Source organism: Sandaracinobacteroides hominis (assembly GCF_016464365.1).
Lineage (GTDB): Bacteria > Pseudomonadota > Alphaproteobacteria > Sphingomonadales > Sphingomonadaceae > Sandaracinobacteroides > Sandaracinobacteroides hominis.
On record NZ_JADCUC010000011.1, the window covers coordinates 1 to 22,998 of the forward strand.

Annotated in this window: 16 protein-coding genes; 9 read left to right on the forward strand and 7 right to left on the reverse strand. The window is 65.4% G+C overall.

What is annotated here, in order from left to right; genetic code table 11:
• Positions 1–165: transposase (locus IM784_RS16080; protein ID WP_199556229.1), on the reverse strand; the 165-nt coding region annotated here is incomplete at its 3' end.
• Between IM784_RS16080 and IM784_RS16085 the strand changes: the two genes are divergently transcribed.
• A complete protein-coding gene (locus IM784_RS16085; RefSeq protein WP_199556368.1) occupies positions 104–700 on the forward strand; it encodes a recombinase family protein in 597 nt (198 codons plus the stop codon). The genes IM784_RS16080 and IM784_RS16085 overlap by 62 nt on opposite strands.
• A gap of 53 nt (positions 701–753) precedes the next feature.
• On the opposite strand, the gene IM784_RS16090 is transcribed toward IM784_RS16085, so the two are convergent.
• Both IM784_RS16090 and IM784_RS16095 read right to left on the reverse strand, forming a co-directional pair.
• Positions 754–1,686 carry an AlbA family DNA-binding domain-containing protein gene (locus tag IM784_RS16090; protein WP_199556369.1) on the reverse strand — a complete coding sequence of 311 codons (933 nt, stop codon included), beginning with the start codon at positions 1,684–1,686 and terminating at the stop codon, positions 754–756.
• 333 nt (positions 1,687–2,019) lie between these two features.
• Positions 2,020–2,994, reverse strand: coding sequence for an NADPH:quinone oxidoreductase family protein (locus tag IM784_RS16095; RefSeq protein WP_199556370.1), 975 nt, complete (start codon positions 2,992–2,994; stop codon positions 2,020–2,022).
• A gap of 166 nt (positions 2,995–3,160) precedes the next feature.
• Here IM784_RS16095 and IM784_RS16100 point away from each other — a divergent pair, with 166 nt between their 5' ends.
• Positions 3,161–3,775: a murein L,D-transpeptidase catalytic domain family protein gene (locus IM784_RS16100; RefSeq protein WP_199556371.1), complete on the forward strand. Its 615-nt coding sequence runs from the start codon at positions 3,161–3,163 to the stop codon at positions 3,773–3,775.
• An 88-nt stretch (positions 3,776–3,863) separates the two neighbouring features.
• On the opposite strand, the gene IM784_RS16105 is transcribed toward IM784_RS16100, so the two are convergent.
• The 3 genes from IM784_RS16105 to mutS all read right to left on the reverse strand — a co-directional run bounded on the left by IM784_RS16105 (position 3,864) and on the right by mutS (position 8,416).
• A protein-coding gene (locus tag IM784_RS16105) for an IS5 family transposase (RefSeq protein ID WP_199556372.1) occupies positions 3,864–4,615 on the reverse strand; the annotation gives its coding sequence in 2 pieces (ribosomal slippage) (positions 3,864–4,285 and positions 4,285–4,615; 753 coding nt in all).
• 54 nt (positions 4,616–4,669) lie between these two features.
• Positions 4,670–5,872 carry a L,D-transpeptidase family protein gene (locus IM784_RS16110; RefSeq protein ID WP_199556373.1) on the reverse strand — a complete coding sequence of 401 codons (1,203 nt, stop codon included), beginning with the start codon at positions 5,870–5,872 and terminating at the stop codon, positions 4,670–4,672.
• Between the two features lie 6 nt (positions 5,873–5,878).
• On the reverse strand, positions 5,879–8,416 hold the full coding sequence (mutS, locus tag IM784_RS16115) for a DNA mismatch repair protein MutS (protein ID WP_199556374.1): 2,538 nt from the start codon (positions 8,414–8,416) through the stop codon (positions 5,879–5,881).
• Positions 8,417–8,498: 82 nt separating this feature from the next.
• On the opposite strand from mutS, the gene IM784_RS16120 reads away from it, so the two are divergent.
• The 3 genes from IM784_RS16120 (at position 8,499) to IM784_RS16130 (ending at position 12,830) form a co-directional block, all read left to right on the forward strand.
• A complete protein-coding gene (locus IM784_RS16120; RefSeq protein WP_199556403.1) occupies positions 8,499–10,775 on the forward strand; it encodes an NADP-dependent malic enzyme in 2,277 nt (758 codons plus the stop codon).
• Positions 10,776–10,788: 13 nt separating this feature from the next.
• Positions 10,789–11,562 carry an alpha/beta hydrolase gene (locus IM784_RS16125; protein ID WP_235977442.1) on the forward strand — a complete coding sequence of 258 codons (774 nt, stop codon included), beginning with the start codon at positions 10,789–10,791 and terminating at the stop codon, positions 11,560–11,562.
• 92 nt (positions 11,563–11,654) lie between these two features.
• Positions 11,655–12,830 (forward strand): pyridoxal phosphate-dependent aminotransferase, encoded by a 1,176-nt coding sequence (locus IM784_RS16130; protein WP_235977439.1) that lies wholly within the window; start codon positions 11,655–11,657, stop codon positions 12,828–12,830.
• Between the two features lie 1,377 nt (positions 12,831–14,207).
• On the opposite strand, the gene trmFO is transcribed toward IM784_RS16130, so the two are convergent.
• Positions 14,208–15,563, reverse strand: coding sequence for a methylenetetrahydrofolate--tRNA-(uracil(54)-C(5))-methyltransferase (FADH(2)-oxidizing) TrmFO (gene trmFO / locus IM784_RS16135; protein ID WP_199556376.1), 1,356 nt, complete (start codon positions 15,561–15,563; stop codon positions 14,208–14,210).
• Positions 15,564–15,837: 274 nt separating this feature from the next.
• Here trmFO and IM784_RS16140 point away from each other — a divergent pair, with 274 nt between their 5' ends.
• Genes IM784_RS16140 through IM784_RS16155 form a run of 4 tightly spaced genes read left to right on the forward strand, consistent with a single transcriptional unit; the run spans position 15,838 to position 22,941 of the window.
• Complete coding sequence (locus tag IM784_RS16140; protein WP_199556377.1) at positions 15,838–16,758, forward strand: sulfite exporter TauE/SafE family protein; 921 nt, start codon at positions 15,838–15,840, stop codon at positions 16,756–16,758.
• Positions 16,755–17,513: a TIGR02186 family protein gene (locus tag IM784_RS16145; RefSeq protein ID WP_199556378.1), complete on the forward strand. Its 759-nt coding sequence runs from the start codon at positions 16,755–16,757 to the stop codon at positions 17,511–17,513. The genes IM784_RS16140 and IM784_RS16145 overlap by 4 nt, the downstream gene beginning before the upstream one ends.
• Before the next feature lie 41 nt (positions 17,514–17,554).
• Positions 17,555–20,131: an aminopeptidase N gene (pepN, locus tag IM784_RS16150; RefSeq protein WP_199556379.1), complete on the forward strand. Its 2,577-nt coding sequence runs from the start codon at positions 17,555–17,557 to the stop codon at positions 20,129–20,131.
• The gene (locus IM784_RS16155; RefSeq protein WP_199556380.1) at positions 20,128–22,941 is read left to right on the forward strand and encodes a M16 family metallopeptidase; all 2,814 of its coding nucleotides are present in this window, start codon (positions 20,128–20,130) and stop codon (positions 22,939–22,941) included. The genes pepN and IM784_RS16155 overlap by 4 nt, the downstream gene beginning before the upstream one ends.
• The last annotated feature ends 57 nt before the right edge of the window (positions 22,942–22,998 follow it).

Genomic DNA, 22,998 nt, shown 5'->3' on the forward strand with positions numbered 1-22,998 from the left:
GCGCTCAGGCAGGTCGCACCAATGCGCTCCAGATCTCAGAACCCACAAACATCCGTTCACAAACAATCGGTTATCCGACCCCGTCCGTCCAGGATCCCCCGCCTTGCCCGGCAGCAGCAGCGCGATCCTCGCCCACTGCGCATCGTTCAACTCGTACCGCTTGATCCCCATCGTCCGCTCCGCGTTCAACACGGAGCCCTATGAATCAGCGATCAACCCGTTTGGAAATCCTGAATGTCGATCCCGCCTAGACAGGCTTTCCCGCGATGCGGAGTTCCTGCTGAGGCTCCAGAGCAGCCGCCAGCGCTTCATCGCCGCCGACAACCCCGACGTGAACGAAATGACGGTCGGCCTTCTCGCCGTCATCGCGCAGGAGGAGCGCAAGGCCATCGCCAAGCGGACGAAGGAAGCGTTGGCGGCCGCCAAGGCCCGAGGGGTGCGGCTGGGCAACCCAAGGGGTGCGGAAGTGCTGCGGAAGGCAGGGAGCGGTTACCGCAAGGGCGTGGAGAGCATCAAGACAGCCGCCGACGTCTATGCCGCCGAGCTGGCCCCCATCATCGCAGAACTTCGCGCCGACGGCTTCACATCGCTGGAGCGCCTGGCAACGGAACTGAGCGCCCGGTCAATCCAGACCCCGAGGGGCGGGCGCTGGCATGCTAGCTCCGTCCGCAACCTGCTGGCTCGGCTAGAGCGTGCCTGAAAACACTGCGCCGTCGCTTTCCCCGCGCCTCCCCGACGCCCTGCTTTGTTTTGTCACCGCATTACCTCTGACACGCGGTCTACAAAATCATCCCGCGCAAGCATGCTTCCGTAGGGCAGTTCAAAATCTTCTGTAATGCCAACCTCTGTTGCCATGCGAACCTTCAGCGAAAGCGGGGCTACCATATTATTGAAATCGTGAAGAACTTGTATAGGCCTGCCCTTAACGCCTTCTAGCGTCAAACCAATGATTATCTGACTTAGGCGCGCATCCCCCGGCAATATAGTGCGGTCGCCAATTTCAATTCCCGACGGAACTAATGTTTGAACGCTACGCTCAATTGCGGTGTCGCCCCCAAGGTTGGCATACAGAAGTGTTCTCCAATGATAAGCGGGCGCGCGACCCTCGTTAGAAATCTTGATATGGAGCCTCAGCGATATCACCGCCGCATCACCGCGCATCTCCACCCGCTCGATATCGCATAGGTGGCCGACGACCGAGAGCATAGGGCCTGTCAATCTGTTCCGAAGCAGCTCAAGGTAAAAGTGGCGCGCCGGCTGCGATTGCCCGCCAACTCGATGGTAGTAGATGCCATCACGCGCTTGGTGTGGCGCGGCTTGACTGTCACCGACGTCAATGACGCAGACAACTCTATCCAAGGGTATTTTGCTATCGACCGCTCGCGCTACGGTATGGACTCGGAAATTGGACAGAGGATAGCTTAGAAGGTCAGGAATTTTGTTTTCGAGCCAATCCTTGGTCAATTGCCTTCCCCAGCGCTCAGGAAGGCCGGTTAGTTCTCCGTCGTCCTCAGCCCCTAGAATTATGTGGCCGCCTCCAGAGTTCGCCATCGCCGACAGAATTTTCGAAAGAAAGTGAAGGTCACCCCCCTTGTCCAAGCTACGGCCGCTTTTCCTATCGAAAGCATCCGACTCCTCCAAGGATAGTGCCAGAACATCCGCCTCGGTCCAGCATTCCCTTTTCATCAACTTCTCCGCAAACGCCTGCCTTAGAACACACTCGCGCGCCCTGCTCGCATAGTCATAGCTGAACCTGCCACGAGGTCTTCTAGAGTCGTCTGCTATAAGGATTGCAGAGAGCATGAAGCGGTACGTCGCACAAACTGTTTGAGTGAGCAACCGATCGGTGCTACACAAATGTCCGCAACGAACTCGATTAAGAATTGAATTATAACGATTAAATCTCAGGAAAAAGTAGCCCGTCCCTGGGCACCATTTTCCTTCTTGTTGGCGGACTTCGCCCGCAGTTCGCGCCATTGGGCGCGGCGCGCGGTCGCGCTTGCGGCGCTTCGCGCCGTTTCAGGTCACTTTCAGAACTACCTTGCCGCGACCTTTGCCGGAGATGGCGTCTAGCAGGGCCGGGCCGAAATCCTCGAATGCGTAGACCTTGCCCAGCGGCGGATTGATCTTTCCGTTTTCCGCCAGGTCGGCCAGCGCTTTCAGGTCGGCGGGCACGCGGGCGCCTTCGAACAGGATATACTGCCGCACATCCACTCCCAGCAGGGCTGAGCCCTTCATCAGCGTTAGGTTGGCGGGCAGTGCCGGGATGGGGCCGCCGACGAAGCCCACCACCAGATGCCGGCCGCGCCAGGCCAGCGAGCGGAACGCCGGTTCGAACAGCGGGCCGCAGACGGGGTCGAAAATGACGTTCGGGCCCTTGCCGCCGGTCAGCGCCTTCAGCCGGTCGCGCCAGCCTTCCGGGTTGGTGTCGATCGCTGCGTCGGCGCCCTGTTCCCGTGCGAAGGCGCGCTTTTCCTCGGTGGACGCGGCAGCGATCACCTGCGCCCCCAGCGCCTTTGCCAGCTGCACCGCCGCCGAGCCGACGCCGCCTGCTGCGCCGAACACCAGCACCGTCTCTCCGGCTTGCAGCGCCCCACGGTCTTTCAGGCCGTGCCAGACGGTCAGGTAGTTAAGTGGCAGGCTCGCGGCTGCTTCGAAGCCCATGGACGCCGGAATGCGCACCGTCAGCGCCGCAGGCGCCACCGCCAGTTCGGCGAAGCCGCGCGCCCCCATCGCCATCACCCGGTCGCCCGGTGCCAGCCCCTGCACATTGGCGCCTGCCGCCTCCACCACACCGGAAACCTCCTGCCCCGGTACATGCGGCAGCGGCGGCTTCACCTGATAGCGGCCCAGCGCGACAAGCGAATCGACATAGCCCACCCCACAGGCGGCAACGCGGATCAGCACGCCGTCCGGCCCCGGCTCCGGCGCGGGCACATCCGTCATCCGATAACTTTCAAGGCTTTCCAGCGTATCGGCGACAATGGCTTTCATGAGTCTTTTTCCTGACCTGCTGTTGCGCGGCGCAGCCTAGAGACTGGCAACTCCGCTGCCGCCTGCCAAAAGTTCCATGGCCTGGGCTCGGTTCACCGAAATTGGCCCACGCCCTGCCGCTGGGGGGCTGTGGATAAATGAAAGCCGTTCCTATCCTGCAGGCCCAATGACTGGTCGCACCCTATCCGCCCTTGCCCTCAGCCGCCGCAGCCTGATCGCCGGCGCCGCAACGCTTGCCGCCGCACCGGCGCTGGCGTCGTCTCGGTCGCCGGCCGATGTCGCACGCGAGGGGTTGTTCAGGGCAGGCAACGCCATTTCCCATCGCGATGTCGTGGGCGTGGCGGATTTTACCGCGCCTTCGCGGGCGCCGCGCTTCTTCCTGGTCGATCTGGCCAGCGGCCGGACGACGACGCATTTGGTCTCGCACGGACGCGGCTCCGATCCCGATCATTCCGGCTATGTCGAGCGCTTCTCCAACGACGAGGGCTCCAACGCGTCTTCCGCCGGCACCTATCGCACGGAAGACTATTATGTCGGCAAGCACGGCCGATCGCAGCGGCTGGAAGGGCTGGAGCCGGGCAACAGCAACGCGCTGGCCCGGGCCATCGTCATCCACGGCGCCTGGTATGTCTCCGACGCGATAGCCGCGCAGCATGGCAAGATCGGCCGCTCCGAGGGCTGCTTTGCCTTCGATGAAACCAATGGCAGCCTGGACGAAGTGCTGACACGGCTGGGGCCGGGGCGGCTGTTGTATGCTGGACGGTTTGGCCTGAGCGTTTAGCCCCCCGGGCGAAGCCCGCAAGCGCGACTGCGCGCCCGCGCAATGCGCGGAACCGGCCGGAGGCCGGCCAACTAAGGCCTGTGGGGATTCATCGTGAATTGATGACGGCCGCGGCGAGGTAGATGATAGCTTCGAAGCTGCGGTCGGTTTTGCATGCGCGCATGGCGATGCGCTTGAACTCTTTGAGTTTACAGAAGAAGTTTTCGATGAGGTGACGCCATTTGTACATCTCGGCATCGAGCGGGATGGGAATGGCGCGGCGCGGGTGCTGCGAGATGACGATCTTCGCGCCACGCTCGTTGAGTTCGGCGATGATGTCGTTGCTGTCGAACGCCTTGTCGGCAAGCAAGGCGCCGAATTCGACGCCCTCGATCAGCGGGGCGACGCCGACGGTGTCGAAGCGATGGCCCGGCAGCAGGCGGAAACGCACGAGGTTGCCCAAGGCGTCGGTCAGCGCCAGAATCTTGGTCGTCATGCCGCCTTTGGAACGGCCAATGGCCTGGCTCTGAGTCCCCCTTTTGCGCCTTGGCCGTGCCGGTGAACCTTGACAATGGTGGCATCGACCATGGCGTATTCCATGTCGGGTTCCTCCGACAAGGCATCGAAAATCCGCTTGAAGACATCGGCTTCTCGCCAATCGCGGAACCGCCGAAACGCCGTGCTCCAATTTCCGAACACGGCCGGAAGATCGCGCCACGGACTGCCCGTTCGGACAATCCACAGCACCGCCTCCAGGAACAGCCGATTGTTCCGCCCACTCCGTCCAGGGTCGCTCGCCTTGCCCAGACAGTGCGGCTCCATCTTCGCCCACTGGGCGTCAGTCAGTACAAAGCGGTCCATCCAAAGCGTGAATCACATCTGCGACACAATGGGAATCCCAAATCCCCACACGCCTTAGAGAGCCGCGATTACCGCCGCGTCGCGTCCATATACGTCCGGATACTCGGTCAGCGTTCCGCCCTTCGCCGGGACGAGCGTCAGATAGGCGATGTGGACCGGGATCTGCACCGTCAGCGGAACCTGCGTCGTTTCGTTGGTGGCGGCCACGGCATCGATCCGTGCGGCGGTCCATTCCGGCTGGTCTTCCAGCAGCCGCAGCGCCAGCCCCAATATCCCCTGCGTGCGCATGCACCCGTGGGAGAGCGCCAGATTCTGGCTGTTGAACAGCTGTTTCGCAGGTGTGTCGTGGAAGAAGATCGCCCATTCGTTGGGCATCTCGATCTTCAGCGTGCCCAGGGAATTGCGGTGGCCGGGCAGCTGCGTGACCTGATATCCGTCGGCGGTCGAAACCCAGCGATAGCCGCGCGCCCGCGCCGCCGACGGGCTGCGGCGGATAAGGGCGCCGACCGATTCATCGACAATGCTCTTCGGCAGCATCCACGGCGGGTTTATGGTGATGGCGGTCGCGACGGCCGAGAATTGCGGCGTTGGCGTTTTCTTCGCGCCGACGATGATCTTGTGCCGGGCCACCGGAATTCCGGCATCGACGAGGTCCACCGTGAAGCCCGGGATGTTGGCAAACAGGTGCCGCTCGCCCAGCTGGCGCGGCATCCAGCGCCAGCGGTCCATATTGGCGCGGATCCTGGCGCGCATCGCCTTGTCTGTCGTGTTGGGAAGCGCCGTGCGCAGCGCCCGATAGCGATAGTCGGTGGGCAGCAATCCGCGCAACGTTGCGCCGACATCGCCGGCCGCCAGCGCTTCCGCAAGTTTAGCCCGCAGAAACTCGGGATCGGAGCGCGGCGGCGGCGATTTCCAGCCGAGGCGGGACGCAACCGGGGTGTGGCCGGCGGCGTAATCCTTTGCCAGCGCCATCCAGCTTGCCTCTGCGGCGGCGGCAATGGCGGCCTCGTCTCCGGATTGCAGCGCGGCCTCCAGAGCGGCCGGCGCGTAGTTTGCCGGGTTCAGACCCTCCTTCGCAGAGGCCTGTACTTCGGCCAGCGTTTCGCGGGCTGCGGTGTCGGTCCAGACCAGCGGCGCGATGGGTGCGGGCGCGGCGATGGGCGCGGCTGCCGGCGGCGCCTCGGGTGGCGAGACGGCCTCCTGAGCGGCGAGCGGGCCGGCGATAGCCAGCAACAGGGCGGAGAAAAACAGGCGCATGCGTTCCTAATCTTCGGCGATTGCCTTCAGTTCGTAAAGCAGGTCCAGCGCGGCGCGCGGGGTGAGGCTGTCAGGCAGGATTTCGGACAGACGGGCGCGGAGCCTGTCGGCGGCGGGTGGAGCAACCGGAACGGCGGCAAACAGCGGAAGTTCCGAGAGCGCATCGCGGGCGCCCTTGCCGGCGTCGCCGGTTTCAAGCCGGGCGAGGATTTCACCTGCGCGCGCCAGCACATCGGCGGGGACGCCGGCCAGCCGCGCCACGTCGAGGCCGAAGCTGCCGGGGGCCGCCCCCTCTCCCACCTCGTGCAGGAACAGCAGGTCGCCCTTCCACTGCCGGGCCTTCATCGTGCGCAGTGCGAGGGCGTCCAGCCGGGCCTTCAGGGCTGCCAGCTCGTGATAGTGGCTGGCGAACAGGCAGCGCGCGCCGAGCTTGTCGTGGATCGATTCGAGGATCGCCCAGGCCAGTGCGAGACCGTCCCAGGTGGCGGTGCCGCGCCCGACTTCATCCAGCAGCAGCAGCGATCGCGCCGTTGCGCCGTTCAGGATGGCCGCCGTTTCGACCATCTCGACCATGAAGGTGGAGCGCCCCTCTGCCAGGCTGTCGGAGGCGCCGACGCGGCTGTAGAGCCGGTCGACGAGGCCGACCGTTGCCTCGGCTGCGGGAACGAAGCTGCCGGCCTGCGCCAGCACCGCGATCAGCGCGTTCTGGCGGAGGAAGGTGGACTTGCCGCCCATGTTGGGGCCGGTCACCAGCCAGACGCGGGCGTCGCCTTCCAGCGCGCAGTCGTTGGGGACGAAGGCCTCGCCCTTGGCCGCGAGCGCGGCCTCCACCACCGGATGGCGCCCGGCGACGATGTGGAAATCGCCACCTGTGGTGAGCCTGGGGCGGGTCCAGCCGTGCCGGGCGGCGAGTTCCGCGAGCGCTGCGGAACGGTCCAGCGTCGCGAGTGCGTCGGCGATGCGGCCGATGCTGCGGGCCTCCGCCAGCGCCGCTTCGCGCATCGCCTCCAGATGCGCCGCTTCTGCCACCAGCCCGTGCGCCTGCGCCTGCACGATGCGGGTGGCGAGGCTGCGCAGTTCCTCGGTGTCGAAGCGCATCGCCGTGCCGAGCGTCTGCCGGTGCACGAAGGCCGGGTTTGCCAGCAGCGGATCGGCGGCGCGCATCGGCACTTCCAGATGATAGCCGAGCACATTGTTGTGCTTCACCTTCAGCGCGGACACCCCGGTCGTTGCCTTCAGCCGTCCTTCCAGCTCGGCGAGCGCGGTGCGGGTGTCGTTTGCCAGCAGCCGCAATTCGTCGAGCGCGGCATCGAAGCCCGGCGCGATCACGCCGCCGTCGCCGGCATTCAGCGGCGGGCTTTCCACCAGCGCGGCCTGCAGCAATTGCTGCAGCATGGCGGGCGCCTCCAGCCCGGAACGCAGCGGATCGAGCGCGGCAGGCGCGCCACCGCCGGCAGCTGCATCGAGCATGGCGCCAAGGTCGGCCGCCGCCGCCATGCCGTCGCGCAGCGACGCCAGATCGCGCGGGGAGCCGCGCCCCACCGCAATCCGCCCCAGCGCGCGGGCGAGGTCCGGAGTCCGCTTCAGCAGCGCCCTTGCGCTGGCGCGCAGGTCTGTATCGGCGGCGAACCACTGCACCAGATCCAGCCGCCCCTCGATTGCAGCAAGGTCGCACAAAGGCGCAGCAAGTTCCGCCGCCAGCAGGCGGGCGCCGGCGCCCGTGACGCTGAGGTCGATGGCTGAGAGCAGGCTGGTCGGCCCCTCCACCAGCTCCAGGCTGCGCCGGGTGGAGGCGTCGATCGCCATCACCCCTTCGGAAAGGTGCAGGCGCGGCGGTTTCAGCAGCACGGTTGCGCCGCGCGCCGTCGCCTCCAGATGCGCCAGCAGCCCGCCGGCTGCCGCCAGTGCCGCGCGGGGAAATTGCCCGAAGCCGTCGAGCGTTTCCACACCGAAGCGTTCGGCCAGCCGCCGTGCTGCCACCGCGCTGTCGAAGCGGGCGCGGGGAATGTTGCCGCCCTCGCCTTCGGGTTTCAGCGTTTCGGCGGGCGCTATCCGCGCCACTTCATCCGCCAGCAGCGCTGCCGGCACACTGGCGAGAAACAGGTCGCCGGTGGAAATATCGGCCCAGGCCAGCCCGGCTTCCGTGGTGCCGGGAAACAGGCTGAGCAGCCAGTTCGCCCGCCGCCCTTCCAGCAGCCGCTCCTCTGTAAGTGTGCCCGGCGTGATCACCCGCACGATGGCGCGCGAGACGATGGACTTTGAACCGCGCTTCTTCGCTGCCGCCGGATCTTCGGTCTGCTCAGCGATGGCGACCGCGTGCCCGGCCTTCACCAGCCGCGCCACATAGGCTTCGTGCGCATGGATCGGCACGCCGCACATCGGCAGCGGCTTGCCCAGATGCTCTCCGCGGTGTGTCAGCGCGATGTCCAGCGCTGCCGCAGCAACCGCCGCATCCTCCAGAAACAGTTCGTAGAAATCGCCCATGCGAAACAGCAGCAGGGCGGCAGGCACTTCGGCCTTGAGACCCATATACTGCTGCATCATGGGTGTTGCACCCGAACTGGCAATTGCCGACGTCATCATCCCCGCCTATCACCCGGAGAGGGACGCGGTTCAAGAGCGAGGGATGCCGGTGAGCGAGACTGACGGAGAGCGGCCACAATTTTCCGATCGGGAGGCTCTGCTCTTCCATTCCGCACGGCGTCCGGGGAAGATCGAGATCATCGCCTCCAAGCCGATGGCGACCCAGCGCGACCTGAGCCTTGCCTATTCGCCCGGCGTTGCCGTGCCGGTGCAGGCGATCGCCGACGATCCGGCCTGTGCCTATGATTATACGGTGAAGGGCAATCTGGTTGCCGTCATTTCCAACGGCACCGCCATCCTGGGCATGGGGAATCTGGGGGCGCTGGCGTCGAAGCCGGTGATGGAAGGCAAGGCAGTGCTGTTCAAGCGCTTCGCCGATGTCGATTCCATCGATATCGAGCTGAAGACCGAGGATGTGAACCGCTTCATCGACGCCGTGGAGCTGATGGAGCCGACCTTTGGCGGCATCAATCTGGAGGATATCAAGGCCCCGGAATGCTTCATCATCGAGCAGACCCTGCGCGAGCGGATGAACATCCCCGTCTTCCATGACGACCAGCACGGCACCGCCATCATCACCGCCGCCGGCCTCATCAACGCCTGCCTGGTGACGGGGCGTGCGCTGCGCGACGTGAAGGTGGTGGTGAACGGTGCGGGGGCCGCCGCCATCGCCTGCACCGAGCTGATCAAGGCGATGGGCGTGCCGCACGACCATGTCATCATGTGCGACCGCGAGGGGGTGATCTGGCAGGGCCGCGAAAAGGGCCTGGACCAGTGGAAATCGGCGCATGCCTCCACCACCAAGGCGCGCACGCTGAAAGAGGCGCTGGTCGGCGCCGACGTGTTCCTGGGGCTGTCCGCCGCGAAGGCGCTGTCGGCAGAGGATGTGCTGGCGATGGCGCCGCAGCCGATCATCTTCGCGATGGCCAACCCCGAGCCTGAAATCCGCCCGGAAATCGCCAAGGCGGCGCGGCCCGACGCGATCATCGCCACCGGACGTTCGGATTATCCCAATCAGGTCAACAACGTCATCGGCTTCCCCTTCATCTTCCGCGGCGCGCTGGATGTGCGCGCCACCAAGATCAACGAGGAAATGAAGGTGGCCGCCGCGCAGGCCATCGCCGAGCTGGCGCGGGAATCGGTGCCCGATGAAGTGGCGGCTGCCTATGGCGTCAACCAGGTGTTCGGGCCGGACTATATCATCCCTGCACCCTTCGATCCGCGCCTGATCGAGCGGGTGCCGGCGGCCGTCGCGCAGGCGGCGATGGATTCGGGGGTCGCGAAGAAGCCGATCTTCGACATGGAGGCCTATAAGGGCGAGCTGCGCGCCCGCCTGAACCCCTCCTCGTCGGCGCTGGCTGCGATGTTCGAGCAGGCGCGGGAAAAGGCCCGGCGCGTGGTCTTTGCCGAGGGCGAACAGGAAGTGGTGCTGCGCGCCGCGGTTTCCTTCCGCACGTCTGGCTATGGCGTGCCGCTTCTGGTGGGGCGCGAGGACCCCATCCGCGAAGGCTTCCAGCGCATCGGTGTCACCGATCCGGAAAACTATCCGGTGCACAACAGCGCCAACTCGCCGCTGGTGCCGGAAATGGTGGATCGTCTCTACAGTCGGCTGCAGCGGCAGGGCTATCTGCGCCGCGACGTGCAACGGATGGTGAACAACGAACGCAACGTCTTTGCCGCGCTGCTGGTGGAGATGGGCGAGGCGGACGCCATGGTTTCGGGCGTGACGCGCCACTTCAACCAGGTGATGAACCAGGTGCGGCTGGTGATCGATCCGGTGGAGGGGGTGAGCCCGTTCGGCTTCCACATCTTCGCCGGCCGCGCCGGCACCTTCCTGATTGCCGATACGACGGTGAACGAGCGGCCCTCTGGCGCGACGCTGGCGGATACCGCGATAAAGACCGCAGCCGCAGCACGGCGGCTGGGGATGGAACCGCGGGTCGCCTTCCTTTCCTATTCCAACTTCGGCAACCCGCCGGGCAGCTATCTGGGCGCGCTGCACGAAGCGGTGCGAATCCTGGATGAAGCAAGGCCCGGCTTTGAGTATGAAGGGGAAATGTCGGTCGATGTGGCGCTGAACCGCGAGATGTCGGCCAATTATCCGTTCAACCGGCTGACCGGCCCCGCAAATGTCCTTGTCATGCCCGGCCTGCAATCGGCCAACATCGCCGCCAAGCTGCTGAAGGAGCTGGGCGGTGGACGGGTGATCGGCCCGGTGCTGATGAACATGCAGCGTTCGGTGCAGATCGCGCCGATGACGGCGGGCGCAACCGAGCTGGTGACGCTGGCGGCGTTGGCCGCCGCCGGGGTGGTGAAGTGAAGGGCACAGCGTGATGCCACCGATCCTGATGATCCATGGCATGTGGAGCCGCCCCTCCACCTTTGCCACGCTGCGCATGGAGCTGGAGGCGAGCGGCATCCTGAGTGCCGCCATCACCCTGCCGTTTCACGACATCGCCCCCGGGGCAGAGCCGCCCCCGGCGCTGGCGAAGGCGAAGATCGCCGACTATGTCGCCGCCATCGAACGGGCGGTGACCGAGCTGGGAGAGCCCTGCGTGCTGCTGGGCCATTCGATGGGCGGGCTGCTGGTGCAGCGGGCAGCGGAAAAGGTGCAGCCGCGCGGGCTGATCCTGCTGTCCACCGCGCCTTCGGCGCAGGCCTCCGCGCTGTCGGGCGCGGCACTGAAGACGGTGTGGAGCGTCACCAACCGCTGGGGCTGGTGGAACGAGCCGACGCTGCTGGGCGAGGAGGCCGCGCGCGCGGGCGTCTTTAACCATGTGCCCGAGGCGGAAATCCGCCCCGCGCTTGCCGAACTGACGTGGGACAGCGGCCGGGTGCTGGCGCAGATGGCCGCCCCCTGGGCCGACAGCGAAAAGGGCAGCCGGGTGGACTATGGCCGGCTGAAGCAGCCGACGCTGGTGATCACCGGCCGCGACGACCGCATCGTTCCGCCCGATACCTCGCGCAAGACGGCGCGGCTGCTGGGCAAGGCGGGCGCACAGGTCGACTATGAGGAGTGGCCGAGCGTTGGCCACTGGCTGTTCCACGATGCGGTCCGGCCGAAACTGGCGGCCTCGATTTCGCGGTTCATGTCCTCGCTTGCCTGAATCGCCCGGTTGACGATTTCCCGCGGCGATTTTAGCCTCTGTTGCACCAGCCGCAGAGCTGAAACGAGCATGGGGGTTCGAAGGCGTTGAGCATGTCGGCGCTTGCTTGCGCCGAAAAGGAAAACGCCATGGGTCTTGATGTTTCGCGCCGCAATCTGTTCGCCGCTGCCGGGGCAGGCGGGGCGGCGCTGCTGCTGCCGGCCACAGCCCGCGCCTCCATCACGCCGCCGCCGGTGCTGCCCTTCGCACCGAAACCCGGCACGGCGCTGCTGGCGCGCAACGAAAACCCCTATGGCCCCGGCCCTGCCGCATTGAAGGCGATCGCAGAGGCAGCCTCCAGCGGCTGCTATTACGCCCACGGCGGCGAGGCGAAGCTGAAAGCGATGATCGCCGAGCGAAACGGCCTGACGCCGGAGCATATCATGATCGGCGCCGGCTCTGCCGAGGTGCTGAACTGCGCGGTGATTGCGCTGGGCGCCGCAAGCACGGGCGCGGGCGGACATGTGCTGGCGGCAGACCTTACCTTCGATGCGCCGGTGAAATGGGCAGAGGAGAAGGGCATCGCCGTCAAGCGGGTTGCGATGACCCCCGGCCTCGAAGTCGATCTCGCGGCAATGGCAAAGGCAGTCGGCCCCGACACGAAGCTGATCCACCTGTGCAACCCGAACAACCCCACAGGCCGCCTGCTGAGCCCCGCCGCCGTCCGCGCATTTGCCGCGCAGGTGATGCCAAAGGCCACGCTGCTTCTGGACGAGGCCTATAACGAACTGACCGACGATCCCACCGCCAACACGCTGGTGGATCGCGTCCGCGCCGGCGACAACCTGATCGTCGCCCGCACCTTCTCCAAGGTCTATGGCCTCGCCGGCATGCGCGTCGGCTATGCGATGGGCCGCCCCGACCTGATCGCCAGAATGGAACCCTGGGGCATGAGCTTCGGCGGCAACACGGCGGGCATTGCGGCGGCCATCGCCAGCTATACCGACGAGGATTTCATCCGCAGTTCGCGCGAGCGGATCTTCGAAGCGCGCGGGATGATCGAAGCGGCAGCAAAGAAGGCGGGGCTGGAAACGCTGCCGTCAGCCGGCAATTTCGTCTTCGTGAAGGTCGCCGACGCCGAGACCGTGCGAAAGGGCATGGAGGCGAAGAACATCCTGATCCGCGGCGCCTATGGCCCGCAATGGACGAATTGGAGCCGGGTTTCGTGCGGGAAGATTGACGATGTGAAGCGCTATGCGGCGGTGTTGCCGGAGGTTGTGCGGGCTTAGCGGGGCGATCGAAGGGGCTCCGCCCCTTCACCCCGGCCAAGGAAATGATTTCCCTGGCAATCCTCTTTTGTCTGGAATTGGGCGGTGTATGGACCATCGCATTTTGGCAGCGCGAGCAGCCACCGCTTTGACAATTAGTATACTGTCCCCGGAATTACTGTCCCCGGAATTAGTGAACGAATAAGATGTCTATTTGATCAATTCTTCAAATTTCTTACTTGCGATTTGAAAAATGTATACAATGTATATGATCATTAGGATAGTAAGAATACTTACATTGAACAGATTTTGTTCAATTTTTACGATATAAAATACTATAGAAGGTATTGTGAAATAGAAAAACCACTTAATTGGCTCAAGCCATCTATAATTTGACTTTAATTCGATCGATCTCCAATCTCCAATATTATTAGAAACTGATAAAATTAGGAACATATGCCGCCACATTGCCCTGTCGACTAGGGACATAAAAGGTGTTCCGAACAAAATGAACACTGCGTATTCCATTATTTTGCCTCTGACGCCGCACAGATCCCATTTTCCACAATCTGTCCTGCGACCATCCCAGCGCCCTCACCCACAATCCCTCTCGCCGGGGTCATTGCCGGTCCTCCGTAACGAGCCACGACGGCTTGACCTTTGATAAGTCCCGATGGAACGGCAAACCCAACTGCAATACTGGCTGCAGTAGCCCCCGCACCGACGTAATCGCCCCTCGTACCTTGTGAAAATGCTTTTAGAGTATTCGCACCCATCGACACCAACCTTGATCCGCCGGCTAATGCACCGAAACCAGCACCCCCGATCACGGTGGGAGAAAACCCTACAGCCGCCCCCGCAAAGCCCAACGTTGCGACGTCTGCTCCAGCCGCGATGTTGACCATCCTATTCTCAAACGGGGTTAAGCCACAAGGAGTATGCGGGATAGTAGGAGACGTAGAATTAGGTGAGCGAAGCGGGATACTTACTTGCCATTGGCGGCAGTCCCGCCTTGCGGTCCTCCTCTGCCGGGAGAGTTAGGTAATATAGGCTGCTGCAACAGAGGGAAATATAGTACGGGCGGCCTTTGAGCCAGAATTCCGGGGACAGTATACTTAACCCGGGTGGGGCTTCGACAAGCTCAGCCTGAGCGGGTTTTGAGGTGGGTTTTGGGGTGGTTTTGAGGCGGGGCTTGGTCGGCGTTCATGGCTGACATGTCGCGCGAAGCAGTCGATTTTCGAGGGTGCAGGGAAATCATTTCCCTGCCGGGTTGCAAGGGCAGAGCCCTTGGCTATTCTTGCCATAGCCTCACGGCGCCGGATGGCAGAGCCCCTGGTTTTTCGTGCCATCGCCTGACGGCGCCGGAGGGCAGCGCCCTTGGCCGCCGGGGGCGAAAACCTACGCGGCTTTCACCGTCGATAGCCACCCGCCCAGCGCTTCCGCTGCGCGCGCCGACAGGGCTGCCTTGCGGTCGCGGCCCTTGGCGGCGCCGGCGATGTCGGGGAACAGGCCGAAGTTGATGTTCATTGGCTGGAAGCTTTCGGCGACGGCTTCTCCGGTGATGTGGGCCAGCAGCGAGCCCAGTGCCGTTTCGCGGGGTGGCGGCAGCGGGCGGCGGCCGTGGACGCGTTCGGTCAGGAAGATGCCCGCCATCAGCCCGACCGCCGAGGATTCGACATAGCCTTCGCAGCCGGTGATCTGGCCGGCGAAGCTGATGCGCAGGTCTGCGCCGAGGCGGAGGGTCGGGTCCAGCAGGATGGGGGAGCGGATGAAGCTGTTGCGGTGCAGGCCGCCCAGGCGCGCGAATTCGGCGTTCTGAAGGCCGGGGATGGTGCGGAAGATGCGCACCTGCTCGGCGTGCTTCAGCTTGGTCTGGAAGCCGACCATGTTCATCAGCGTGCCCGACGCGTTGTCCTGCCTGAGCTGCACCACCGCCCAGGCACCGCGTTCCTTGCGCGGATCCTTCAGCCCGATCGGCTTCATCGGGCCAAAGCGCAGCGTGTTCAGCCCGCGCTCGGCCATCACCTCGATCGGCATGCAGCCTTCGAAATAGGGGGTGTCGCGCTCCCACTCCTTGAACTCGCCCTTTTCGCCATCCAGCAGCGCCTGCACGAAGGCGTTGTAGTCGGGCTTGTCCATCGGGCAGTTGATATAGTCGCCTTCGCCCGGCGGCAGCAGGCTGCCATCGGCGCGCTTGTCGTAGCGGGATTGCCGCCAGGCCACCCCCATGTCGATCGAATCGCTGTGCACGATGGGCGCGATTGCATCGAAAAAGGCGAGATGCTCTTCGCCGGTCAGCTGCTGGATGAAGCCGGCGAGCGGCGCCGAGGTGAGCGGCCCGGTGGCGATCAGGATATGCTTCCAGTCCGGGTCGGGCGCGTGGATTTCCTCGCGGCGGATCGTCACCAGCGGGTGCTCGGTCAGGGCCTTCGTCACCGCTTCCGAAAAGACATCCCGGTCCACCGCCAGTGCCGAGCCGGCCGGCACCTGCGCGGCATCGGCGGCGCGCATCACCAGCGAACCGAGCGCCCGCATTTCCCGGTGCAGGAGCCCGACGGCGTTGTGCAGGGCGTCGTCGGACCGGAAGCTGTTGGAGCAGACCAGTTCCGCCAGCCCGTCTGTCTGGTGCGCCGGCGTCATCCCGCCGCCGCCGCGCATTTCGTGCAGCACCACCGGCACGCCGCGCTGTGCGAGCTGCCAGGCTGCTTCCGATCCGGCGAGTCCGCCGCCGATGATATGCACCGTATCTGTCATCCGGCCGCTCTTGCACGGGGCAGGGTGGGCGGCGCAAGCGGCGGCGTACCGATGAAATCCGGCAACACCAGTGCCGAAAAATGAACCGACTCGACGTAACACACTTGTAACGCGGAAGAATCGGGACGATAGCGGGGGCGCCCGGCATGGCCGGGTTGAAAGCGACCCGACTGGCCGGCAGGAGCAATCCTCCGGCCCTCTTTTTATCCGCCATTTTGGCTGGTCGGGCCAAGTTCCGCTTCAGGACGCGGTTGCGAAGTGCTTTAAGCAGGCCGTGGATCTGTACCTGCCCATCGCCGAAATGTCCGTGAACGCGCTCGTCATCATCGCGCTGGGCGGGCTGGTGGGCTTTCTCTCCGGCATGTTCGGCGTCGGCGGCGGTTTCCTCACCACCCCGCTGCTCATCTTTTACGGCATTCCGCCGGCCATTGCCGTTGCCTCGTCGGCGACGCAGGTGACCGGCTCCAGCGTCTCCGGCGCGCTCAGTTACTACCGGCGCGGCCAGGTGGACATGAAGATGGGCGCGGTGCTGGTGGCGGGCGGCCTGCTCGGCTCGGTGATCGGCTCGTTCGTGTTTCGCTGGCTGAAGTCGCTGGGGCAGGTCGATGTCACCATCGCCCTCATCTATGTCGTCTTCCTGGGCACCGTCGGTGCACTGATGCTGAAGGAGGCGGTGGGCGTGCTGCTGGAGCAGCGGCGCGGTGTCGTCGCCCCGCGCAAGGCGCGGCATCACCATCCGCTGATCGCCTCGCTGCCGATGAAGATGCGCTTTCCGAAATCGGGCGTCTATATCTCGCCGCTGGCGCCCTTTGCGGTGGGCGCGGGGGTCGGCGTGCTTACCGTCATCATGGGCGTCGGCGGCGGCTTCATCATGGTGCCGGCCATGCTTTACCTGCTGGGAATGGCGGCCTCGGTGGTGGTGGGCACCAGCCTGTTCCAGATCGTCTTTGTGACCGCGGTCGCCACGCTGCTGCACGCCACCCAGTCGCAATCGGTGGATATCCTGCTGGCGCTGCTGCTGCTGCTGGGCGGCGTTGCCGGTGCGCAGTTCGGGGCGCGCGCCGCACAGCAGCTGCAGCCGGAGCGGCTGCGCCTGCTGCTGGCGCTGATCGTGCTGGGGGTCGCCATCCGTCTTGCCATCGGCCTCACCTGGACGCCGAAGGAGCTTTTCTCGATCCAGCTGGCGCTGGGATGAAACGGCTGCTTCTCCTGCTGCTGTTCCTCGCCGCCCCGCTGCAGGCAGAGCCGCGGCTCGTCACCGACATGTCGCAGAGCCGGATCGACATTTCCTATCGTTTTGCCGGTGCCGAGCTGCTGATCTTTGGCGCGATCCAGTATCCGGGCGGGATCGCCCCCGAAGAAGCCCCCGGAATCGCCGTCGTGCTGCGCGGGCCGATGGAACCGCTGACTGTCCGCAAGAAGGCCCGCGTTGCCGGCATCTGGGTAAATACGGAGGCGGTGCGCTTTGAATCCGCGCCCGGCTTCTATGCGGTCGCCACCACCAAGCCGGTGCGCGACCTGCTGGATGAGCGCAATGCCGCCATCTATGAAATCGGCCTGCAGCATCTGCAGCTGTCGCCGGCCACGGCGACGGATCCGGAAACCACCGGCACCTTCCAGGACGGGCTGGTGGCGTTGCGCACCAGCGAAAACCTGTTCGTCGAGCAGCCCTATGGCGTGCTGGTGACCGACCGTGTGCTGTATCGCGCCCGGCTGCCGATTCCGTCGGCGGTCCCGGTCGGCAACTATCAGGCGGAAATCTACCTGATCCTCGACGGCAAGGTGCGGGCGCGTTCCACCGCGCCCGTCATCATCGACAAGACCGGCTTTGAGCGCGACCTGTTCGTCTTCGCGCACAAGCACAGCTTTTTCTATGGGTTGCTGGCGGTGATGCTGGCGCTGCTGATGGGATGGGTTGCGGGCGAGATCGGGCGTCGCAGCCAGCCCTAGGGCTGTTGCGAAGCCGCCTCGCTCGCCCTAGCTTCGGGGGCATGCAATCCCCCGCTCCGTTGCCGCCGCTGAAGAAGCTTGCCGACTATCAGCCGCCCGATTGGCTGGTGCCGGAAATCGCCCTCGACTTCGATCTGGACCCGGTTCGCACGCTGGTGCGCGCGACGCTGAAGATCGAGCGCAACGGCGCGCACCGCCGCCCGCTCTGTCTCGACGGCGAGGAGCTGGAGATGCTGGAGATGAAGATCGACGGGGTTTCGCAGCCGCTGCCGAATAGCGCGGCGGACGGGCTGGAGCTTGCCATCGGCCCGGATGCCGCCACGGTCGAAACTCTCGTCGCCATCCGCCCCGCTGCCAACAGCCGGCTGATGGGGCTCTACGCCTCGGGCGGCAATCTGTGCACCCAGTGCGAGGCGGAGGGCTTCCGCCGCATCACCTTCTTCCCGGATCGCCCGGATGTGCTCAGCCGCTATCATGTGCGGATGGAGGCGGATGCGCAGCGCTTTCCGGTGCTTCTGGCCAATGGCAACCCCGGCGCTGCGGGCAGCCTTCCCGATGGCCGCCACTTCGCCGAGTGGGACGATCCCTTCCCCAAGCCCAGCTACCTGTTCGCGCTTGTCGCCGGAAATCTTGCGGCGCTGCGCGATGCGTTCACCACCCGCTCTGGCCGGCATGTCGCGCTTGCCATCTGGGTTGCGGCTGCCGACGTGCCGCGCTGCGCCCATGCGATGGAAAGCCTGAAGGCCAGCATGGCCTGGGACGAGGAGGTCTATGGGCGCGAATATGACCTCGACCAGTTCAACATCGTTGCCGTGCATGATTTCAACTTCGGCGCGATGGAGAACAAGGGGCTCAACATCTTCAACGCCAAATATGTGCTGGCCGATCCGGACACTGCGACCGACTGGGATTTCGACGCCATCGCGGGGATCGTCGCGCACGAATATTTCCACAACTGGTCGGGCAACCGGGTCACCTGCCGCGACTGGTTCCAGCTGAGCCTGAAGGAAGGCTTCACCGTCTTCCGCGACCAGCAATTCTCCGCCAGCCGCGGCTCGCCGGCGGTGAAGCGGATCGAGGCCGTCCGCCAGCTGCGCGCGGCGCAGTTCCCCGAGGATGCCGGGCCGCTGGCGCACCCGGTTCGCCCCGACAGCTATATGGAGATTTCCAACTTCTATACCGCGACCGTCTATGATAAGGGCGCCGAGCTGATCCGGATGATGGCGCGCCTGCTGGGGCCTGAGAAGTTCCGCCGCGCGACCGACCGCTATTTCGATGCGAACGACGGCCGGGCCGCGACGGTCGAGGATTTCCTGGCCGCGATGCAGTCCGAGGGGCTCGATTCCGCCCGCTTCAAACATTGGTACGAGCAGCCAGGGACGCCGCAGGTGGAGGTTTCCGCCAGCCACGACGCCCGCGCCAAGACCGTGCGGCTGTCGCTGCGCCAGTCCAACCCCAAGGCCGCCGAAGGGGCGCCGCCGCTGCCCATTCCGTTCAACTTCGCCGCCTTTGCCCGCGACGGCCGCAAGCTGAGCGAAACCCGCGACCTGCTGCTGACGGCGCCGGAGACCGATCTGCTGCTGGAAGGGCTGGACGAACCGCCGATCCTGTCGCTGAACCGGGGCTTTGCTGCCCCGATCGTCGCCCGCCCGGCCCCGGCGCGCGCCGAGCTGATGCTGCTTGCTGCGCATGAGGACGATGAATTTGCCCGCTATGAAGCGATCCAGCAGCTGATGCTGTCGGCGCTGGTGGAATCGGTGCACGACGGCAAGCTGTGCGGCGCCGAGGATGTGGCGCAGGCGCTTTCAGCCCTGCTCGACGGCTGGGAGGCGGACCCGGCCTTTGTCGCCGAAACCCTGTTGATCCCCTCCGAGCCGCTGGTCGGCGACCAGATGCAGAGCGTCGATCCGGCGGCGATCCACGCCGCCCGCGAAGCGCTGCGCGGTGCCATCCTCGACGCGCTTGGCCCGCGTTTGTGGGAGATCTGGCGGGCGACCGGCACCGACGGCGCCGATCTTTCCGCCCGGGCAAAAGGGCTGCGGCGGCTGAAGGGCATCACCCTGTCGCTGCTGCTCGCCCGCGACGGCGCGGAGGCTGCTGCCGCTGCGCTTGCCCAATATGCGCAGGCCGATTGCATGACCGACCGGATGTCGGCGCTGACGGCGCTCAGCCATTCGATGCGCCCTGAGCGCGACACGGCGCTGGCGGCCTTCCGCGAGCGCTATGCCGCGCTGCCGGAAGTATTCGACAAATGGTTCCTCGCGCAGGCCGCCTCCACCCGCGCAGACACGCTGGGGCAGGTGCAGGCGCTGGCGGCGGACCGCGATTTCGATCCGCGAAACCCGAACCGGCTGCGTGCGCTGGTGCTGGGCTTTGCCGGAAACCAGCCGCGCTTCCACGATGCAGGCGGGCAGGGCTATGCCTTCCTGGGGCGGCAGGTGCTGGATGCGGACCGCATCAACCCGCAATCCGCCGCGCGGCTGATCCAGCCGCTGACCCGCTGGCGACGGTTTGCGGCGCCGTGGGGCGTTCAGATGCAGGAAACGCTGCAGCGCGTAGCCGATACCCCCGGCATCTCCCGCGACCTCACCGAGGTCGTCACGACAGGACTGAAATGATCCGCACACTTCTGGTTGCCCTGCTTGCAACAGCCGCAATCCCCGCATTTGCAGACCCCGCGCCTCTTGCCGAACTGGTGAAGCAGGTGGACATCCCCTACGAGCAGTTCACCCTGCCCAACGGCTTGCGCGTGGTCGTCCACACCGATCGCAAGGCGCCGCTGGTGCAGGTGGGGGTCTGGTACGATGTCGGCTCCGTGGACGAGCCGGTCGGCCGATCGGGCTTTGCGCACCTGTTCGAGCATCTGATGTTCTATGGCAGCCAGCACCATGACGCCGAACATTTCCAGCCGCTGGAGGCGATCGGCGCCACCGATTTCAACGGCACCACCAGCTTTGACCGCACCAACTATTTCCAGACGGTGCCGACCCCGGCGCTGGATCTGGCGCTGTTCCTGGAATCCGATCGGATGGGCTGGCTGCTGCCGGCGCTGACCCAGCAGAAGCTGGATGCGCAGCGCAAAGTGGTGCTGAACGAGAAGCGGCAGGGCGACAATGAGCCCGGCGGGCTGGTGCAGTATGAAATGCTGAAGTCGCTGTTCCCGGCCGATCATCCGATGAGCGTTTCCACCATCGGCAAGGTGGAGGATCTGAACGCCGCCACGCTGCAGGATGCAAAGGGCTGGTTCCAGAGCCACTATGGTCCGAACAACGCGGTGCTGGTGCTGGCGGGAGATATCGATGCTGCCACCGCCAGGCCGCTGGTAGAGAAATGGTTCGGCCAGATTCCGGCCGGCCCGACGCCTGCCCGCATGGCCGGCTGGGTGCCGCTTCGCACCGAGACCACCCGCACGGTTATGCACGACAAGGTGGCGACGCCGCAGGTGAGCCGCATGTGGGCGGTGCCGGGCCGCGGCGATGCCGCCGAAATCGCCGACCTGCAGGTGGGGATGGCAATCCTCGCCGGCGGCTCCACCTCGCGCCTGTATGAGAAGCTGGTTCGCGACGAGCGGCTGGCGGTTTCCGTTGGCGGCTCCGTCAGTGCGCAGGGCATGGCCGGCATCGCCAGCATTTCCGCCGACGTCGCGCCGGGCGTGGACCCGGCCAGGGTGGAGGCCCGGATCGACGAGCTGCTGGCCGAGTTTCTGGAGCATGGCCCCACGGCGGACGAGGTGGATCGGGTTGCGATGCGGGTCGTCTCCGGCACGGTGCGCGGCCTTGAAAAGGTCGGCGGCTTTGGCGGCAAGGGCGTCGTACTGGCGGAGGGGCTGCTCTATGCCGACAACGCCGCCGACTATCGCGACGATCTTGCCAACTTCGCTTCGGCGACGCCGGGCACCGTCCGCGCTGCCGCCCGCCAGTGGCTGCGACAGGGCGACCACCGGCTGACGCTGCTGCCCGGCGACCGCGACCCCAAGGAGGTGGCGCTGCCGCCTTCCGTGCGGATTCCGGCGTCGGTTGCCGAACCTGCGGTGAAGAGCGCGTCTGTGGGCACGCCGGCTGACCGCAGCAAGCTGCCCGAGGCCGGTGCCGCCACCAGCTTCAACCTGCCGGCCGTGGAGCGCACGACGCTGTCGAACGGCATGAAGCTGATCTTTGCCCGCCGCGATGCGGTGCCCGTTGTTCGCATGATGATCTCGCTGCCCGGCGGCATCAGCGCCGACAGCCGCGACAAGCCGGGCACGCAGATGCTGATGCTGGGCCTGCTGGACGAGGGCATCGACGGCAGCCTGGGGCCGATGGACGGCCCCGCCATCGCCCGGATGGAGGAGCGGCTCGGCACCGGAATCGGCGCTTCGGCGTCGCTGGATCGCACCCGCTTTTCGCTGAACGCGCTGACCCCGAACCTGGCCGAATCCGTGGCGCTGTTTGCCGATATCGTCCGGGCGCCCACCTTCCCGAGCGACCAGCTGGAGCGCGGGCGGGTGCAGGCCCTGACCGGGCTGAAGCGGGAGGCGACCGATCCGACCGGCCTTGCCTATCGGGCGCTGCCGAAGCTGGTTTACGGCGATACCCACCCTTACGGCTTCAGCTTCACCGGCAGCGGCACCGAGGCCGGATTGAAATCGATCAGCCGTGACGACCTGATTGCCTTCCACGCCGCGCTCCGGCCCGAACAGGGCACCATCCTGGTGGTTGGCGATACCGACATGGCGACGCTGAAGCCGCTGCTGGAGCAGGCCTTCGGCGACTGGAAATCGACCACGCCGCCGCCGATGAGCCTGACGGTGATGCCGCAGGTGCAGCCCGCCGCACCGGGGAAGATCATCCTCATCGATCGCCCGGATTCGCCGCAATCGGTCATCATCGCGGCCTCCGCCATGCCGATGACGGGCCGCGACGACATGCTGGCGGCGAGCCTTGCCAACGATGTGTTCGGCGGCCTTGCGTCGGCCCGGCTGAACCAGGAGCTGCGGGAGAAGAAGAACTGGAGCTACGGCGCCTATTCCAGCCTGTCGCCCACGCGTTTCGACATGCCCTTCATCCTCTCCGCGCCCGTCGAGACCGCGGCTACGGGTGAGAGCATTACCGCCATCCGCACCCTGCTGGCCGATGTGCATGGCAGGCAGCCGCCCAGCCCGGCCGAGATTTCAAATGCGCGGGCGAACCTGATCCGTTCGCTGCCGGGCGATTTCGAGACGGCGGGCGCCTTGCTGTCGGCGCTGGAGCGGTCGGAAAATCTGGGACGGCCCGATGATTATCTGCAGACCCTGCCCGGCAAGATCGCCGGCGTGACCGACAAATCGGTTGCCGCAGCACCCCTGCCGACTGCGGACCAGCTGGTTTGGGTGGTCGTCGGCGACAAGGCGCAGGTGCTGCCGCAGCTGAAGGGGCTGAACATGCCTGTTGAAATTCGCAGCGCGGAGTGATTCCCGTCACAAGCGCGGGGTTGCCGCGCGCGGCCTCAGGGGCTTCATGATCCGGTG

Coding starts and splice junctions, on each gene's coding strand:
- IM784_RS16090 (WP_199556369.1), bottom strand. CDS start 1,686: ATGAAAAGGGAATGCTGGACCGAGGCGGATGTTCTGGCACTATCCTTG.
- IM784_RS16095 (WP_199556370.1), bottom strand. CDS start 2,994: ATGAAAGCCATTGTCGCCGATACGCTGGAAAGCCTTGAAAGTTATCGG.
- IM784_RS16100 (WP_199556371.1), top strand. CDS start 3,161: ATGACTGGTCGCACCCTATCCGCCCTTGCCCTCAGCCGCCGCAGCCTG.
- IM784_RS16110 (WP_199556373.1), bottom strand. CDS start 5,872: ATGCGCCTGTTTTTCTCCGCCCTGTTGCTGGCTATCGCCGGCCCGCTC.
- mutS (WP_199556374.1), bottom strand. CDS start 8,416: ATGATGCAGCAGTATATGGGTCTCAAGGCCGAAGTGCCTGCCGCCCTG.
- IM784_RS16120 (WP_199556403.1), top strand. CDS start 8,499: ATGCCGGTGAGCGAGACTGACGGAGAGCGGCCACAATTTTCCGATCGG.
- IM784_RS16125 (WP_235977442.1), top strand. CDS start 10,789: ATGCCACCGATCCTGATGATCCATGGCATGTGGAGCCGCCCCTCCACC.
- IM784_RS16130 (WP_235977439.1), top strand. CDS start 11,655: ATGTCGGCGCTTGCTTGCGCCGAAAAGGAAAACGCCATGGGTCTTGAT.
- trmFO (WP_199556376.1), bottom strand. CDS start 15,563: ATGACAGATACGGTGCATATCATCGGCGGCGGACTCGCCGGATCGGAA.
- IM784_RS16145 (WP_199556378.1), top strand. CDS start 16,755: ATGAAACGGCTGCTTCTCCTGCTGCTGTTCCTCGCCGCCCCGCTGCAG.
- pepN (WP_199556379.1), top strand. CDS start 17,555: ATGCAATCCCCCGCTCCGTTGCCGCCGCTGAAGAAGCTTGCCGACTAT.
- IM784_RS16155 (WP_199556380.1), top strand. CDS start 20,128: ATGATCCGCACACTTCTGGTTGCCCTGCTTGCAACAGCCGCAATCCCC.